Source organism: Streptomyces griseoflavus (genome assembly GCF_014649995.1).
Taxonomy (GTDB): domain Bacteria; phylum Actinomycetota; class Actinomycetes; order Streptomycetales; family Streptomycetaceae; genus Streptomyces; species Streptomyces griseoflavus.
This window is the reverse complement of sequence record NZ_BMUC01000013.1, coordinates 1-16289: the sequence shown is the minus strand read 5'-3', so window position 1 is coordinate 16289 and position 16289 is coordinate 1. Positions and strand designations below refer to the sequence as shown.

Annotated in this window: 15 protein-coding genes and 1 pseudogene; 3 read left to right on the top strand and 13 right to left on the bottom strand. The window is 68.9% G+C overall.

The features are described from left to right. Window positions 1–2: 2 nt before the first annotated feature. The 10 genes from IE172_RS35475 to IE172_RS24635 all read right to left on the bottom strand — a co-directional run bounded on the left by IE172_RS35475 (window position 3) and on the right by IE172_RS24635 (window position 9883). Complete coding sequence (locus IE172_RS35475; RefSeq protein WP_431994846.1) at window positions 3–338, bottom strand: ATP-binding cassette domain-containing protein; 336 nt, start codon at window positions 336–338, stop codon at window positions 3–5. After that, the gene (locus tag IE172_RS35470) at window positions 322–1548 is read right to left on the bottom strand and encodes an ABC transporter ATP-binding protein (RefSeq protein WP_431994847.1); all 1227 of its coding nucleotides are present in this window, start codon (window positions 1546–1548) and stop codon (window positions 322–324) included. The genes IE172_RS35475 and IE172_RS35470 overlap by 17 nt, the downstream gene beginning before the upstream one ends. Then, the gene (locus tag IE172_RS24670) at window positions 1545–2504 is read right to left on the bottom strand and encodes a branched-chain amino acid ABC transporter permease (RefSeq protein WP_229886339.1); all 960 of its coding nucleotides are present in this window, start codon (window positions 2502–2504) and stop codon (window positions 1545–1547) included. Before IE172_RS24670 ends, IE172_RS35470 begins: the two co-directional genes overlap by 4 nt. A gap of 142 nt (window positions 2505–2646) precedes the next feature. Next, window positions 2647–3468, bottom strand: a complete 822-nt coding sequence (locus IE172_RS24665; protein WP_229886337.1) for a branched-chain amino acid ABC transporter permease — start codon at window positions 3466–3468, stop codon at window positions 2647–2649. Between the two features lie 149 nt (window positions 3469–3617). After that, entirely contained in the window at window positions 3618–4730 is a 1113-nt protein-coding gene (locus IE172_RS24660) for a branched-chain amino acid ABC transporter substrate-binding protein (RefSeq protein WP_268253488.1), read from the bottom strand. A gap of 398 nt (window positions 4731–5128) precedes the next feature. Beyond that, window positions 5129–6130 (bottom strand): proline racemase family protein, encoded by a 1002-nt coding sequence (locus IE172_RS24655; protein WP_190099507.1) that lies wholly within the window; start codon window positions 6128–6130, stop codon window positions 5129–5131. Window positions 6131–6132: 2 nt separating this feature from the next. Further along, window positions 6133–7029, bottom strand: coding sequence for a dihydrodipicolinate synthase family protein (locus tag IE172_RS24650; protein WP_190099506.1), 897 nt, complete (start codon window positions 7027–7029; stop codon window positions 6133–6135). Window positions 7030–7048: 19 nt separating this feature from the next. Continuing rightward, window positions 7049–8473, bottom strand: coding sequence for an FAD/NAD(P)-dependent oxidoreductase (locus IE172_RS24645; protein ID WP_190099505.1), 1425 nt, complete (start codon window positions 8471–8473; stop codon window positions 7049–7051). Continuing rightward, the gene (locus tag IE172_RS24640) at window positions 8466–8720 is read right to left on the bottom strand and encodes a (2Fe-2S)-binding protein (RefSeq protein WP_190099504.1); all 255 of its coding nucleotides are present in this window, start codon (window positions 8718–8720) and stop codon (window positions 8466–8468) included. The genes IE172_RS24645 and IE172_RS24640 overlap by 8 nt, the downstream gene beginning before the upstream one ends. Further along, window positions 8717–9883 carry an NAD(P)/FAD-dependent oxidoreductase gene (locus tag IE172_RS24635; protein ID WP_190099503.1) on the bottom strand — a complete coding sequence of 389 codons (1167 nt, stop codon included), beginning with the start codon at window positions 9881–9883 and terminating at the stop codon, window positions 8717–8719. The genes IE172_RS24640 and IE172_RS24635 overlap by 4 nt, the downstream gene beginning before the upstream one ends. A gap of 110 nt (window positions 9884–9993) precedes the next feature. On the opposite strand from IE172_RS24635, the gene IE172_RS24630 reads away from it, so the two are divergent. Then, window positions 9994–11574 (top strand): aldehyde dehydrogenase (NADP(+)), encoded by a 1581-nt coding sequence (locus tag IE172_RS24630; protein WP_190099502.1) that lies wholly within the window; start codon window positions 9994–9996, stop codon window positions 11572–11574. Window positions 11575–11673: 99 nt separating this feature from the next. On the opposite strand, the gene IE172_RS24625 is transcribed toward IE172_RS24630, so the two are convergent. Further along, entirely contained in the window at window positions 11674–12003 is a 330-nt protein-coding gene (locus tag IE172_RS24625) for an ankyrin repeat domain-containing protein (RefSeq protein WP_190099501.1), read from the bottom strand. Continuing rightward, the gene (locus tag IE172_RS24620; protein WP_190099500.1) at window positions 11972–12463 is read right to left on the bottom strand and encodes an ankyrin repeat domain-containing protein; all 492 of its coding nucleotides are present in this window, start codon (window positions 12461–12463) and stop codon (window positions 11972–11974) included. The genes IE172_RS24625 and IE172_RS24620 overlap by 32 nt, the downstream gene beginning before the upstream one ends. Before the next feature lie 786 nt (window positions 12464–13249). Here IE172_RS24620 and IE172_RS24615 point away from each other — a divergent pair. After that, complete coding sequence (locus IE172_RS24615; RefSeq protein WP_190099499.1) at window positions 13250–14803, top strand: ABC transporter substrate-binding protein; 1554 nt, start codon at window positions 13250–13252, stop codon at window positions 14801–14803. Window positions 14804–15347: 544 nt separating this feature from the next. Here the strand turns inward: IE172_RS24615 and IE172_RS34715 are convergent. Further along, a complete protein-coding gene (locus IE172_RS34715) occupies window positions 15348–15656 on the bottom strand; it encodes a PP2C family protein-serine/threonine phosphatase (protein WP_229886332.1) in 309 nt (102 codons plus the stop codon). 228 nt (window positions 15657–15884) lie between these two features. On the opposite strand from IE172_RS34715, the pseudogene IE172_RS24605 reads away from it, so the two are divergent. Further along, a pseudogene (locus IE172_RS24605) lies at window positions 15885–16289 on the top strand (hypothetical protein); the annotation flags it as partial.

Genomic DNA, 16289 nt, shown 5'->3' with positions numbered 1-16289 from the left:
CGTCACGCTCCCAGATATGCCTCGACGACCTGTGGGTCGGCGCGGAGTTCGGCGGCCGATCCGGTCACCGCCACCCGGCCGGATTCCATGACACAGCCGCGGTGGGCGACTTTCAGTGCGACCCGTGCGTTCTGCTCGATGAGCAGCACCGCGGTGCCTGCCTGGTTGATTGACACGATGGCGTCCATGACTTGGGCCACGATCAGGGGCGCCAGCCCCATCGACGGCTCGTCCAGCATGATCAGCTGGGGGCCGGCGACCATCGCCCGGCCGATTGCGAGCATCTGCTGCTCACCGCCGGAAAGCGTTCCGCCTTGCTGGTCACGCCGTTCGGCCATGCGCGGGAACAGGGCCTAGACTTGGTCGATCCGCTGGGCGATCGACGTGCTGTCGCGCACGGAGCCGCCGAGCTGGAGGTTCTCGTGCACCGTCAGCCGCGAGAAGATCCGTCGTCCCTCGGGGACGTGCACGATTCCGCGCTCGACGATCGACCAGGGCGTCGCCTTCGTGATGTCCTCCCCGAACGCCGTGACGGTCCCGGCCCGGGGCCGCACGAGGCCGGAGACCGCCGAGACGGTCGTGGACTTTCCCGCGCCATTGTTGCCCAGCAGGGCGACGATCTCGTTCTCGCGGACGGTGAGGTCGAGGCCTCTGAGGGCTTCCACCTTGCCGTAGGCGACTTGCAGTCCCTTGATGTCGAGGACGATGTTCACCGTTCACCTCCGTCGTGCCGCCCGGGCCCGCTTCGGCCGCGATGCGTTCGGCCTCCGCGTGAGCCTCCTCGTCCTCCGCTCCGAGGTAGGCCTCGATGACCGCCGGGTCCGAACTGATCTCCGCCGGTGTGCCGTCGGCGATCTCCCTGCCGTGGCTCAGTACGACGATCCGTTCCGACACCTCCATGACCAGCCCCATGTCGTGCTCGATCAGGACCACCGCGATCCCGAGGCGGGCGATGCGCCGCATGAGGTCGAGCAGGCGTGCCTTTTCCCCGTGGTTGAGTCCGGCAGCCGGCTCGTCGAGCAGCAGCATTCGGGGCTCGCGCGCCAGCGCCCGCGCGATCTCGACGCGCCGCTGCTCTCCGTAGGCAAGGGTGCGGATTGGTGCTGTCCGGTCGTACTGCAGGCCGACGAAGTCGAGCCACTGGTGCGCCTCGTCGGTGGCGGCGTCCTCGCCTCGCCAGTAGCGCGGGGTGTGCAGCATCGCGTCGAGGAAGTTCTGCTTGATGCGGACGTGCATGCCTGCCCGCACGTTGTCCAGCACTGTCAGGTCGCCGAAGAGCCGCAGGTTCTGGAACGTCCGCGCGATTCCGCTCGCGGCGATCCGGGCTGGCCGTTTTCCGGTGATGTCGACGCCGTGGAACGTCACCGAGCCGGCGGACGGTTTGTAGAAGCCGGTGATGCAGTTGAAGGCACTGGTCTTGCTGGCACCGTTCGGACCGATGACCGAGAGCACCTCTCCCTCATGGACGGAGAACGTCAGGCCGTCGACGGCACGCACCCCGCCGAACGAGACCGCCATGTCCTTCACGTCGAGGAGCACCCCGCTCACGACACACCTCCCTGTGCCCGGCGCCCGCGTCGCCTTCCCGGCTCGCCCGTACGGGCCGGCAGCAGCCCTTGCGGGCGGAATACCATGGCGACGATCAGCAGCAGGCCGAAGATGAGATAGCGCCAGTTCTCGGCTCCGCGCAGCAGTTCGGGCAGCAGCGAGATCGCGAGAGCTCCGACGACCACACCCGGTGTGGAGCCCATGCCACCGAGGACGACGGCCATCAGGATGAGCGCCGACCACAGGAAATTGAAGCTCGGCGGAGAGATCGCCGTCTGGTGTGCCGCGAACAGTACGCCCGCTATGCCGCCGAAGACCGCGCCGGCGATGTAGGCCGCGAACTTCACCTTGTAGGTGTGGATGCCCATCGCCTTGGCGGCGTCCTCGTCCTCGCGGACGAACCGCCACGCCCTACCGATCCGGCCGCGTCCCAGCCGGCTCGAGAACAGCACCGCGGCACACACGACGACCGTGGTGACCCAGTAGAGCGTGATGTCGGCACGCAGGCCGACATCACCGAAACTCGGGATGCCGTACAGCCCGTTCGGGCCGCCGGTGAAGTCGAGGTTGTTCGCCGTGATGCGGATGATCTCCCCGAACCCGAGGGTGACGATGGCCAGGTAGTCACTGCGCAGCCGGAGCGTGGGCCCGCCGATGACGAGCCCGCCGACGACCGCGGCGACCACGACCACGGGTACGGTCGCGATCATCGGCCACCCGAAGACCGTGGCCAGCAGCCCCGAGGTGTACGCGCCGATTGCGAAGAACGCGGCGTACCCGAGGTCGAGCAGCCCGCAGAAGCCGACCACGATGTTCAGTCCGACCGCGAGCAGAACGAAGATGAGCGCGTCCACGGCGATCCGGATGACGTAGGTGTCGGAGTTGAGATACGGCAGCGCCAGCGCGGCAACGGCCACGCCGAGGGCGAGCCACTTGCTCGCCAGGAAGTCCGACACCGCCTCCGCGGCCACCGCGCGGCCCGGTTTCGAGGGGCGGCCCCCTGGCCGGCGAGCGCGACGTTCGCGGGTGCGCGCTCCTCCACGACTGCGGCATACGCCGAGGCATCCGCGTCGGCGCGCAGGGTGGGCTCGTCGTTCATCACACACGCTCCGTGACTCGCTCGCCGAGCAGCCCTGTCGGGCGCACGGTCAGGAAGAGGATGAGGAAGCCGAACGCGAAGACATCGCGCCATTCGCTGCCGAGGTAGGCGACTCCGAACGACTCCAGCAGGCCGAGCACGATCGCGCCGAGAACGGCTCCGCGCAGGTTGCCGATACCGCCGATGACGGCCGCGGTGAACGCCTTGAGCCCGATGATGAAGCCCATCAGGAAGTCGATCTTCCCGTAGTACGCGCCGGCCATGACCCCCGCCGCGCTGGCCATGGCCGACCCGAGGAAGAAGGTCCGCGAGATGACCCGGTCGACGTTGACCCCCATGAGCAGGCACGCCTTACGGTCCTGGGAGACGGCTCGCATCGCGCGGCCCGCCCGGCTCCTGCGGACCAGAGCGTCAAGAGCGATCATGAGTACGACCGCGATCGCCATCATCGCCAGCTGCGCCTGGGTGATCTGCGCGCCGGCGATGTTCAGCGTGCCGCCCCGGACCTCGATCTGGTACACCTCCGGGGTCGGGCCGAGGGCGACCGCGATGCCGTACTCGAGCGCGAAACTCGCGCCGACGGCGGTGATGAGAACGGACAGCCTCGGCGCGCTCCGCAACGGCCGGTAGGCCACCCGTTCCATGACCATGCCGAAAGTACCGGTCGCGATCATTGCGACGATCATGATGGCGACGAGCGCGACGAGTCCGCCGCCGAGTGCACCGGCACTGACACTGAGCATGGTGAAGCCGGCGAACGCCCCGAGCATGTACAGGTCGCCGTGGGCGAAGTTGAGCAGCTTGATGATCCCGTAGACCATCGAATAGCCGAGCGCGACCAGGGCGTTAGAACGAGCCGACGAACAGGCCGCTGAGTACGAGTTGCAAGTGGTTCATGCGTGTTTCCCGATACGTGAGGGGAAGCAGCGACGCGGGGTGGCCGGTGCGGCCGGCCACCACCCGGCCGACGTCACCTGTTGAGGGCGAAGTTGTCGCCCCCGACGACGAGGATGGCGAAGCCGCCCGTCTTCAGCGTGTGCTGGATGGTGAAGTCCAGCGGGCCCGAGAAGATCTTGAATCCGTCGATCTGCTCGAGTGCCTCGATGACGGCCTGACCGTCGGTGGAGCCGGCGACCTCGACCGCCTCCGCGGCGACGCGCACCGCGTCGTACGCCTGCGTCGAGTACGGGCCGGGGTCGGAGCCGAACTTCTTCTTGTACTTGGCGATCCACGCCTGCCCGCCGGGGATGGTCTGCGGCGTCTGGGTCATCGTCGCGAACACGCCCTGCGCGTTGTCCCTGTCGGCGATCTTGATCAGCTTGCCGTCGACCGAGCCGTCCGCGACCATGATGCTGCCCTGGTAACCGGCGGCCTTGAGCTGCTTGATGAGCAGGCCGCCCTCCTGGTAATACCCCGTCCAGTAGACGAAGTCCGCCTTGGAGTCCAGCACGGTGTTGACGGCGCCCGAATAGTCCGTTTCCCCCGCGGTGACCGACTGATGGTTGACGACCTTCGTGCCGAGCAGCCCCAGCTCGTCCCGGGTGCGCTTGGTGATGTCGGTCGAGTACGAGGTGTTGTCGTCGACCAGGGCGACTCTCTTGCTGCCCTCCGCCTTGATGAACTTCGCGGCGGCCTGGGCCTGCTGGATGCCGGTGCCGTTGATCAGAAACACGTTCCGCCGCTGTTCCGCCAGCAGGTCCGCGGAGTTGGCCGCCGGCACGATCATGGGAATGTGTGCCTTGTCGAAGATGCTCAGCGTGGGCAGGGTCGCGGAGGAGCAGTAGCCACCGACCGAGATCCTGACGCCTGCGCTGACGAGCTTGGCGGCACCGGCGGCGGCTGTCTTCGGATCGCACGCCTCGTCCTCGACGGTGAGCGAGAGCTTACGGCCGTCGACACCGCCCTTGGAGTTGATCTCGTCGACAGCCAGCTGAGCACCGTCCCTCATGTAAGGGCCGATGGCGGCCGAACTGCCGCTCAACGGTGTGAGCATGCCGAGCTTGATGGTGCCGGAACTGTCACTTCCGGAGCTTTCCTGAGTGAGGTCGCCGCCACACGCGGCAAGGCCGAGCCCAAGCGTCATGGCGGTTGCCGCCATGAAGGCGCGACGAGCGATGGTCATGTCATACTCCGTCTCTCGCGTTGTCCGCCGCCGGGCGGTTGCCCTGACGGCTGAAGTGGCTCCTCGGGCACGTAGCGACGCAGAAATGCAACGTGTGACATTGCACCGACGAGTCTGCTGATGCCCGTGGAGCAGGACTTGCCCATGGCATACGCAAGCGACATGCGCGCCGTTCCGGCTGCGCGTTTGTCACATGCTGAGTGCTCTGTACGGTGATGCACGAATGCCACACAGCGCAATGTGTGACATTGCACTGACAATAGCCATCGGCCTTGTGAGACGGAAGCTGCGGCGGCACCTGTGATGTATGTGTGACTTCTAGCCTTCTCGTATGCCGCGTGGGCGGCATACGAGAACGCTCAGAGGGAGAAGCCCGCCGGGTAGGGGTCCGACGGATCGAGCAGGTACTGCGCGGTGCCTGTGATCCAGGCGCGGCCGGTGACGGACGGCAGGACGGCCGGCCGGTCCCCGACCGTCGTCTCACCGAGGATGCGGCCGATGAACCGGGAGCCGATGAACGACTCGTTGACGAAGTCCCGGCCGACCGGCAGCTGCCCACGGGCGTGCAACTGCGCCATCCGGGCACTGGTGCCCGTGCCGCAGGGCGACCTGTCGAACCAGCCCGGATGGATCGCCATGGCGTGCCGTGAGTGCTCCGCGGTCGATCCCGGGGCTTCGAGATAGACGTGGTGGCACTCGTCTATGTCCGGGTTCTCGGGGTGGGAGACCGGGTTCTGCTTGTTGATCGCGTCCATGACGGCCAGTCCGGCGTCGAGCAGCCGCTGCTTCTCTGCCCGGTCGAAGGGGATGCCGAGGTCCTCGGTGCGGACGAAGGCGTAGAAGTTGCCGCCGTAGGCGATGTCGTAGCGCACCGCCCCGTGTCCGGGGACGTCGACGACCTGGTCGAAGTCGTGGCAGTACGAGGCGACGTTCTCCAGGGTCACCGATTCGGCGTGGCCGTCGCGTACCCGCACGCGGGCCGTGACCAGTCCCGCCGGTGTGTCGAGTCGGACCAGGGTCTCCGGCTCGGTCACCTCGACCATGCCTGTCTCCACGAGGACCGTCGCGACGCCGATGGTGCCGTGTCCGCACATCGGCAGGCAGCCGGAGACCTCGATGAAGAGCACGCCGTAGTCGGCGTCCGGCCGGGTCGGCGGCTGGAGGACGGCGCCGGACATCGACGCGTGCCCGCGCGGCTCGCACATGAGCAGGGTGCGCAGGTGGTCGCGTTCGGCGACGAACCGCTGCCGTCTCTCGAACATGGTCGCGCCGGGAAGGACGCCCACACCCCCCGTGATCACGCGGGTGGGCATCCCCTCGGTGTGCGAATCGACGGCGTGGTAGCAGACGGTCGAGCGCATCGTCAGTTCACCCCGGCGTCGATGAGGACCTGGGTGGCGGCGCGCACGACGGCCTCCGTCTCCGGGCCGAGCGGCTGTCGCGGCGGGCGGCAGACGCCGCCGCGGCGGCCGACCATCTCCTGGCCGAGCTTGATGGCCTGGATGAACTCCGTCTTGCTGTCCCAGCGCAGCACCGGGTGCAGCCGGCGGTAGAGCGGCAGGGCCGTGCCAAGATCGCCGGCGACGGACGCCTCGTAGAGCGCGAGGCAGGCTTGGGGGAAGACTTGCGGGTAACCGGCGACCCAGCCCTTGGCGCCGGCGATGCCGACCTCCAGCACGGTGTCGTCGGTGCCAATCATGAGGTCGAGGCCGGGGGCCAGTTCGGAGATCTCGTAACAGCGCCGGACATCGCCGGAGAACTCCTTGACGCCGACGATGAACCCTTCGGCGTGCAGCTTGGCCAGCAGGTCCGGGCGCAGGTCCACCTTGGTGTCGATGGGATTGTTGTACGCCGTGACGGGCAGCCCGGCCGAGGCCACCAGCTCGAAGTGCTCCAGGATCGCGCGGTCGTCGGCGCGATAGGCGTTGGGCGGCAGGCACATGACGGCCTGGCAGCCGGCGTCCTTGGCAAACTGGGCATGCCGCTTGGCCTCGGCACCGCCGTAGGCCCCGACACCGGGCATGACGGTGAACCCGTCGGAGGCGTTGGCGACGGCCGTCTCGACAACACGGTCGCGCTCCTCGTACGTCAGTGTCTGGTACTCGCCCAGCGACCCGTTCGGCGCGACACCGTGCATTCCCTGCTCGGCGAGCCAGGCGACGCTCTCACCGTAGGCGTCGAAGTCGACGGTGAGGTCGTCGTGGAACGGCAGGCTGGTCGCGACGATGACGCCGTGCCAGGGCATGCGGGTCTCTGTCATGTGTGCTCCTTGGAAGTTGTCAGTGTTCTTCATCAATGTCGGCAAGCGCCCCGAGGCTGATGGGCGTTGCGACAAGCCGCTCTGCGGGCGTATAGGCCTGCTCCTGAGCCGTGAGGCAGTGCACGGCAGGACCGCACATCCGCCCCTGGCACCAGCCCATCCCGGCGCGGGTCAATTGCTTGACCTGCCGGTGGTCGTGGGCCCCGCCCCCGGTGCAGGCGCTGCGGACCGCGCCCGCGGTGACCTCCTCGCAGCGGCACACCACGGTGTCATCGCTCAGCCACGCCGGCCAGGCCGGAGGGATCGGGTGGGCCAGGGCCATCGCCCGGGCGAAGCCGCGCTGCCGGGCCACCGCGGAGCGCACCGCGGACAGCCCCCTGCGCCCCAGCACGGGAGCGGCGCCGGAATCGGCGAGGACCGATTCCGCGGCCAGACGGCCCTCGCCCACCGCGAGTGCCGCCCCGCCCACTCCGCAGGTCTCCCCCGCGGCATACAGACCGGGGACGGTGGTGCGCTGTCCGCCGTCGACCGCGACGACCGCGTTCCCGTCCGGCGCGTCCGTGAGGGCGCAGCCGAGGGGGACGAGCAGGTCGAGCTGCGGTGCGAATCCCCAGCCGACTCCGACGGCGTCGACCTGGACCTGTCGTTCGGTGCCGAGCCGGGGGCTGCCGTCCGGCCTCAGCGAGGCGATCCTGACCGCTGTGACGCGGTCGCCTCCTTCGGCGCGGGTGATCGCCGTGCGTGGATGGACCCGGATGCCGTGGCGCGCGAGCGTGGCGCCGTACCGGGCCCCTTCCGTCCACTTGGCGGGGTTGCGCAGCAGCGGCCCGGGGTGCCGCAGCCACGCCAGCGGGTGGGCGGCCTCGCACACCGCGACGACGTCGACTCCGCGCGCCGCGAGGCCGGCGGCGACCGGAAGCAGGAACGGGCCGGTACCGCCCAGCGCCACCCGGCTCCCGGCCGCGACCCCGCCGCCCTTGAGCAGCGCCTGGAGGCCGCCGATGGTGAGCACTCCGGGCAGGTCCCATCCCGGGAAGGGCAGTTGGCGGTCGTAGGCCCCGGTCGCCACGAGGAGTCTCGGTGCACGCAGGACCCCGGCGGTCTCCCGCGGTGCGTCCCGGCGGTCGACCACGTGGACCGCGAATCCGTCGTCCTCGCGGACGGCGGACCACACGTGATGCGCCAGGCGCAGATCCAGCCGGCCCCTCCGTGAGTGCGCCGACAACGCCTGGCTCAGGGCGCGGTATTCGCGCAGTCCGTGGTGCAGGTCGTCGGTGGGGATCGCCGCCCGCGCGTGCTCCGGCGGGTGCCGCCAGTACTGACCGCCGACGGCGGTGCCCGAGTCGACCAGCACCACGCGCAGCCCGCCGGCCAGAGCCGTGACCGCCGCGGCCATACCGGCCGGGCCCGCGCCCACGACAATGAGGTCGGTCGATTCACTCATCGTCATCCTCCTCGGTCGTGACGGTCATACCCGGGCGCGCCGGTACCAGGCAGGCGCGCTGCCCGCCGGCGCCGTCGATCGTCACAAGGCAGTCGAAGCAGACGCCGATCCCGCAGAAGACACCGCGCGGACGGTGCCCGACGCGGCTGGTGCGCCAGGACAGCCGGCCCGCGGCGACGAGTGCCGCGGCGACGGTCTGTCCCTCGATGAACGGCAGTGGCTCGCCGTCGATGATGAGCTCGCTCACTCCGGCGCACCTCCAGAGGTGAGGAATCGGTTCGGCAAAAGTCCGGTGTGCGCGGCCGGATCGGCGCCGCGCCAGGGACGGCCGAGCAGGTGGGCCGTCACGAGCGCACCGGTGGCGGGCGCGAGACCGATGCCCGCGCCCTCGTGGCCGCATGCGTGGATGACGCCGGGGGCCCGTGGGTCGGGGCCGACGACCGGCAGGTGGTCCGGGCAGTACGGGCGGAAGCCGCGGTAGCTGCGGATCAGATGGGTCTCGCGCAGGAAGGGGAACAGCCGGCATGCCTGCGCGGCGAGCCGGGTGATCACGGCGGGGTTCATCGTGGTGTCGAAGCCGACGCGCTCCCGGCTGGCACCGATGAGGATCGTGCCGCCGCGCGTGCCCTCCACGACGCACGAGGTCTCCAGTCCGGCGTCGGACGAGGCCACGTTGGCGACGTAGTCGGCCGAGTAGACCTTGTGCCGGACCATCGGCGGCAGTGGTTCGGTCACCAGGACGAAACCCCGGCGGGGAAGTACCTCGACGGGCGCGCCGAGCCGGCGGCCGACCTCGCCGCCCCAGGTCCCGGCCGCGTTCACGATGGCGTCGGCGGGCAGGACGTCACCAACCGCCGTACGCACACCGGCCACCCTGCCCTCCCGGCCGGTCACTGCGCCGGTGACCTCACCCGGGTGGAAGCGTGCGCCGCGTTCCACGGCGGCACGCAGCAGCACGGCCGCCGCGAGCACGGGCTGCACCTGCGCGTCCTGCGGATAGCGGATGCCGCCGGGGAGTCCGGGGGCCAGGTGGGGTTCGACGTCCCGCACCTCACCGACCGGCTCGACGCGGACACCGGCCGCCTCCTGGCGCGCGGCGAACCCGCCGAGCGCGGCGAGGCCTTCGGTCGTGCTCGCGACGACCAGTCCGCCCTTACGATCGAGTTCGAAGGAGTCCGGCCCGAGCTCCTCGCCGACCTCGTCCCACAGGGCACGGCTCAGGCGAGCGAGATCGAGTTCGGGACCTGGCTCCTTGTCGGAGAGGAGAATATTGCCCTCTCCTCGACTCGTCGTCCCCGAGCCGACGGCTCCGCGGTCGACGACCGTGACGTCCAGCCCTGCCGAGGTGGCGTGGAAGGCGCACGCCGCGCCGACCACGCCCGCACCCACGACGACGACTTTCAGGGTCATCGACCCTCCCCCTGTGCAATGTCACATGCCATTGTCTAGGCTATACATCCAACCGACGTGAAGACAACGCCAACGGCAGTACGACTTTCTGCAACAGGAGACGGAGAACTGTGCACCTGACCGGAACCTCCATCGTGGCCGGCCGTGACATCCCCGGCACGGGCGCCCCCTGGCGTGCCGTCCAGGCGGCGACGTCCGAGCCCCTGGGCCCACCGTTGCGTGACGCATCACCCGACCAGGTCGCGCAGGCGGCCCGTCTGGCCGCCGCTTCCGCCCGCGAGTACCGCGCCTTGCCCGGGCACCACCGGGCCGCCTTCCTCGATGCCTGCGCGGAGGAGATCGAGGCACTCGGCGACAGCCTCCTGGAACTCGCGGCAAGTGAGTCCGGACTGCCGCGGGACCGTCTGACCGGCGAACGCGGACGTACCTGCGGACAACTGCGCATGTTCGCCGATCTGGTCCGCAGCGGGGACGCACTCGGTGTGCGCGTGGACCCCGCGCTGTCCGAGCGTCTGCCGCTCGCCCGAGCGGACCTGCGTCTGCGCAGGATGCCCGTCGGCCCTGTCGCCGTGTTCGGCGCGGGCAACTTCCCGCTGGCCTTCTCCGTCGCCGGCGGTGACACCGCATCCGCACTGGCCGCGGGCTGTCCCGTCATAGCCAAGGCGCACCCGGCGCATCCGGGCACCTGCGAACTCGTCGCCCGCGCCGTCGTCTCCGCCGCCCGGCGCACCGGCATGCCTGCCGGTGTCTTCTCGTTGCTGGTCGGCCGCGGTACCGAAGTCGGTCAGACCCTCGTGCGCGACCCACGGATCACGGCCGTCGGATTCACCGGGTCCCGGGCCGGAGGCCTGGCGCTGGCCAGGGCCGCGCACACTCGGCCTGTGCCCATCCCCGTCCATGCCGAGATGTCGGCGGTCAACCCGGTGGTCGTCCTCGACGGAGCCCTGGCCGACCCTGCCGCACTCGCCGCCGCGTATGTGGCGTCGCTGACCAATGGATCAGGCCAGTTCTGCACGAATCCCGGCCTGGTGCTGCTGCCGACGGGTGCGGCAGGTGACGCCTTCCGCTCGGCAGTAGCCCGGGAAGTGGCCGAGACGACAGGACGGGTCATGCTCACTTCGGGCATCACGGAGGCGTACGTCGAGGGGTCGAGACGGTGGGCGGCCGTCGACGGCGTCTCGTTGCTGGCTCAGGGAAAGCCCGGGGAGAGCCCGTATGCACCGGCCCCTGTGGTGCTCGAATGCGATGCTGCGACTTATGCGGCCCATGAACTCCTCTCCGGTGAGGTCTTCGGGGCGGCCGGACTCATCGTGCGGTGGTCCGGTGTCGAAGAACTCCTCGGCCTGCTGGAGAACATGGAGGGGCAGTTGACGGCAACCCTGCACGGCTCCGATGCCGACCTGACGACGGCTGCGCGCCTCCTGCCCATTTTGGAGGAGCTCGCCGGACGCATCCTGTGGGGCGGCTGGCCGACAGGGGTCGAGGTCGGTCACGCCATGGTGCACGGCGGACCGTGGCCCGCGACGAGCTCGCCCGGTACCAGCGTCGGAACCCTGGCGATCGAACGCTGGCTCCGCCCCGTCTGCTACCAGTCGTTCCCCGACGCCCTTCTCCCCGATGAACTGCGCGCCGACAACCCGCTGGGGATCACCCGGCTCGTCGACGGCACGCTCGAACCGCGGCCGAGGTAGCCGCTGCCGGCCGCACAAGCCGCCTCGCCGAACGGATGACGGGGCGCCCCTCCCGTGCCTCCGTCAGCCGGGCCCGAGGCGGGGCCCGGCTGAGCGAACCTACGGGGTGAGGCCCCGCAGGATCGCCTCGACCTGCCGTGTGCCTCCGAACTGTGCCCAGCCGAGGGCGGACGAGTCATGTTCCGTGTCTTTGATCCTAGGATCCGCACCCAGCTCGATGAGGGTCCGCACTGTCTCCACGTCGTCATTCCACACCGCTTCGTGCAGCGGCGTGCAGTGCAGGAGGTGGTTCACATCGAAGTCGAGCTCGGTCAGCAGCCGAACTGCTGCCGCACTGCGGTGTTCAGCCGCGTAGTTGATCAGTTCCGGGGTTGTGGTCAGCGCCCGGGTAAGGGGCTCAGGTCCCAGGGCCGCGAACCGCGTCGGCATCCGCGCGCATACTGGCGGCGACGAAGGCATCCGTTGTGTCCAGCGTCGTCGAGGCGCCGGCCGAGGCGAGAACCTCCGCGACTTCAGCGTGTCCGTGCCGCAACGCCAGCCGGTAGGGAGTGTGCCCGCCGTATACCGGGTGCGCGCCGATGCCGTTGGCCTCGGCACCATGAGCCAGCAGCAGTCGAGCTCTGTTCGGGCCGCCCCGCAACGCGGCGGTGGAGAGCTCGTCGCGTAGCAACTGCCGGGGAGAGTGAAGTACCGGGCCCAGCGGGGCTCGCCACGGCCCTCCGTTACCGCTGCCCAGCCCATGCTCCAGCAGGAGCTCGAGATGTGTTATGTCGTCGGTGAAGACCTCGTCGCCGAGACCGCGGTTGTAGAGGCTCTGGCCGTCATTGGGGTCCGCCGGACCGCAGCAGTAGCCGAGCCAGTTCCAGTGCCTGCGGATGAGCCGGTTCATCACGCTCGCCGCCGCCGAATGCGCCGGTGAGAGCGGTGAACGGTGAAGTCAGCCCTTCCCACAGGTAACCGGAGTTGGGGTCGGCGCCGCACTCGAGCAGGAGCCGCGCCGACTCCACCCAGCGACCGGGAGCGCGGAGGCGTGCGTACGACAGATACAGCAGCGGCTCCCCACGCGAAGGGGCCGCCCTGGCGAACAGCGAGGTCCGGTTCTTCGGTCAGGAGATCGTCGAGTGCCTCGTAGGATCCGGTGGCCGCCATGGTGAAGACATTCGCGACAGCCAGCCGTGGGTGTGTGTCGAGCATCAGGTCGGCCTGCCGTGTACGGCCCGGGACGTCGGTTTCGTAGGTGAGTCAGGCAAGAGGCAGGAACTCGTCCGCCAACTCGCCACCGGCCGCTACCTGGTGGGGGGAGCGCGAGTAGCGCCTGATGGTATCGAGATGCTGCTTCAGCCGGGGCCAGCTCGTGAAGCCGTACATACGGGCGGTGACAAGCTGTGCGTCCGACAGGGTGAGTGATGCCGACGGCCTGGGATGAATCTCCGCAACGAGACCCAGTGCGTGGGCCACTCCGGCTCGTGCATCCCGCCGCAGCGACTTTGCCTGCTTGCGCAGCCGCTCCAGAGGACGCGATGCCGAAGTGTCTCCCGGTGAAGCGTCGGACAGGACTCGGTAACGAGATGATTCTCGCGGAGAGTTATAACATTTCACATTACTATGTGGCCTGTCACACCCCTCTGAGGTGGGTGTGCGTGGCGGCCCTTGAGGGCCGGGAAGGAGGGGACCGGTGTCATCGGTTCAGAAGCGAAGACTCGCGTGGCTGCTCGTGCTCGCAGTCGTAGGGGTGACCGGCTGGATTCTGCTGCCGGAGGAGACATCAGGCAGGACCATCAAGGTCGGCACGACAGATGCCGCTACCTCGCTGGACCCGGCCGGGGCCTACGACGCCGGCTCCCTGGCCCTGTTCAGCAATGTCTTCCAGACGCTGCTCACTGTCGAACCAGGCGGTGCCGAGCCCGTACCGGACGCGGCCAGAAGCTGTGCCTTCACCGGCGCCGGCCTGCGTACCTACCGCTGTGAACTGCGCGACGGGCTCACCTTCCCGAGCGGGCGCGAAATGACAACCCAGGACGTGAAGTTCTCCTTCGACCGCGTCAAGAGGATCAAGTCCGACGTCGGCCCGTCATCTCTGCTGGACACTCTCCACTCGGTGCGGGCGAGCGGACAGACCGTCACCTTCGCTCTGTCCTCACCCGACGCCACCTTCCCGTTCAAGGTGGCCACCGGGGCCGGATCGATCGTCGACTCCACCAAATACCCGGCCACCTTCCTCCGCAGCGGCGAGCTGGTCGACGGCACCGGACCGTACACACTCGCGTCGTATGTGGAAGGAAAACGGGCTGTCCTATCACCCAACGGCGACTACCGGGGAGCCGCCAAGCAGAGCAGACAGCCTGTCGAGCTTCGGTATTACGAGGACACCATCAGCCTGAACGACGCGTGGAACGACCGCCGGATCGATGTCGCCGCCCGCCAATTCCCGCCGAAAATCCTCGCCGAACTGGACCCCAGCGACCCCGACCAACGAGTGTTTGAGGCGAACAGTGCCGAGACCCGCAACCTCTACTTGAATACACGTGAAGGCAAGCCGCTGCATGACCCGCGAGTCCGGCAGGCCATGGCCTGGCTGATCGACCGCGAGCGGCTCGCGGTCATCGTGCACGAGAGCACTGTCGTTCCGCTCTACTCGTTGATCCCGACGGGCATCACCGGGCACACCACCTCGTTCTTCGACCATTACCCCGAGCTGAATGCCTCAAAGGCGCGCCGACTGCTCACCGAGACCGGTGTGAGCCTGCCGGTGCATTTCACTTATGCCTACTCCGAGGGCCGCGGTGCCGCTGCCGAGGAGGCCAAGGAGCTCGAGCGGCAGCTCGAGGAGAGTGGGCTGTTCGAGGTGAACCTCGTGGGCTACGACTGGGGCGAGTTCCAGAAGCGCTGGGCGGAGGGCAGGCTCGACGCGTACGCCGTCGGTTGGGTGACCGACTTCCCCGACCCGGACACCTTCGGTGGGCCGCTCGTTGGCACGGAGGGCACCATGAACACTGGTTACAGCAGTAAGGCCGTGGACCGGCTGATCGCGGCGAGCCAGCGCTTCGCGGACCGCGGCAAGGCAGGCGCCGACTTGGAGGCCCTCCAGGAGGTCATCGCCGAAGACGTTCCAGTCATTCCCTTGTGGCAGGCCAAGGAATATGTGGTCACCAGCGACGACGTTGGCGGCGGTCAGTACCTGTCGGACGGCACGGGTGCGTTCCGTCTGTGGCGCCTGACTTGGATCTGACGCTTCCGGTTACTCAAGCGTCCCAGGTCTGATCAACGCCCCTATCAGGCCATATGGAGTGAAACGTTGCTCAGCGCCCAAGCTCTCGGACCTTCGCTGCGAAGATCATTCGGTTGGAAGGTTGTTCCGGGACTCGTCACGGGCGTCGCGTGTGGGGTCCTGTACCGGCGGATGCTCCTGGAGGGAACCCGGAGCGGCCCGGTTCGGGGCGGCTGTGCGGGGACTGCTGGAGCGGTGGCGGCCGGCGGTCGCGGGGCGCCCATACCGGCCTCGGGTAGCCGCAGCGCGAGCAGGGCGACATCGTCGCCGCTGGGCTTGATGCGCTTCCAGTAGTTCGTCGCAAAAGTCGTCTACGGGCTGCTCGGCCAGCCGTTGAGCCAGGACGGAGGCGTGGTGGCGGAGCTTGGCCCATACCGAGGTCGATCGGGCGGCCGCGGCTCTCCACCAGGCCGTCGGGTGTAGCGCAGCAGAGTGGACTCCGGTCGGTGGTCCTCGTGCGCGTCGGGCCACTCCAGGCCCAGATCCAGGGCGGCGCTCATGCCGATCAGCGGTCCGTGCCCGCCCGTGAGGTAACAAGTGTCTCCCTCGTGGCTGACCAGCAGGGGTGGGGATGTCCGGCGTTGACCCAGTGCAGTTGCCAGGGCCCGCCCTCGGGACCTTCGATGCGGGCGAGGACGAGGATGGCCATGGGGGCGTCGCTGGTGTTGGTGACGGCCTCGTCGAGGCGGCGCACGATGAGGCTGGGCGGCTCCTGGTGGTCCCAGGCCAGGGCGCGCAGCATGTTGCGCACCTCGGCCATGTGCGAGGCCGTCTCCAGGTCGTGGCCGACCACGTCACCGATGATCAGAGCCATGACGCCGTCGGCAAGCACCGCCTACCGTGCACGGGCTTGTCAGGAGTCGCCGACGCCACGTCGGCTTCGGGCGGCGATGGTTGAAGAGTGACGCGGTGTGTGGACAGCCGTAGGGCCGTCGGCAGTTGGCTACGAGGGCGTTGTCGGAGGGGTGTTCTACCGTGTTGATCAGGCATCGGGCCCGCTCGCACGGTGCCGGTCACCGATCCCTCGTCAGAAAGCGACTTCGTGGACAACTGGATCAGCACCGCCGGCCCCTCCGGAGATCCTGTGGGGCAGACGTCCCGCAGCAGCGCCTTTCGGGCCTTTGCCCGGCGGCACGGGGTCTCCGACGACGCCATCACCCGCCTGCTGTGGAGCATGGAGACGGCTGTGTACTTCGATTGGAAGGCCACGGGGAGCGTCCGGCCGGATGACCGGGTGATCGGTTACATCGGAGGGGCGCCGGAGCTGCCCCTGGACATGGAGTGGCGCATGGGCGACGTCTTCGTCGCCTCCTTCGACCTTGCGGCGGTGCCCCGGACGTTGATTGACGACGGGCTGCCCCGGGAGGGGTATCTCCTGCTGTTCACCTGGTCGGACGCGGGCGGCGGCAAGGCGCTCTACATACCGCCCGGGACCGAGACGGCTGTG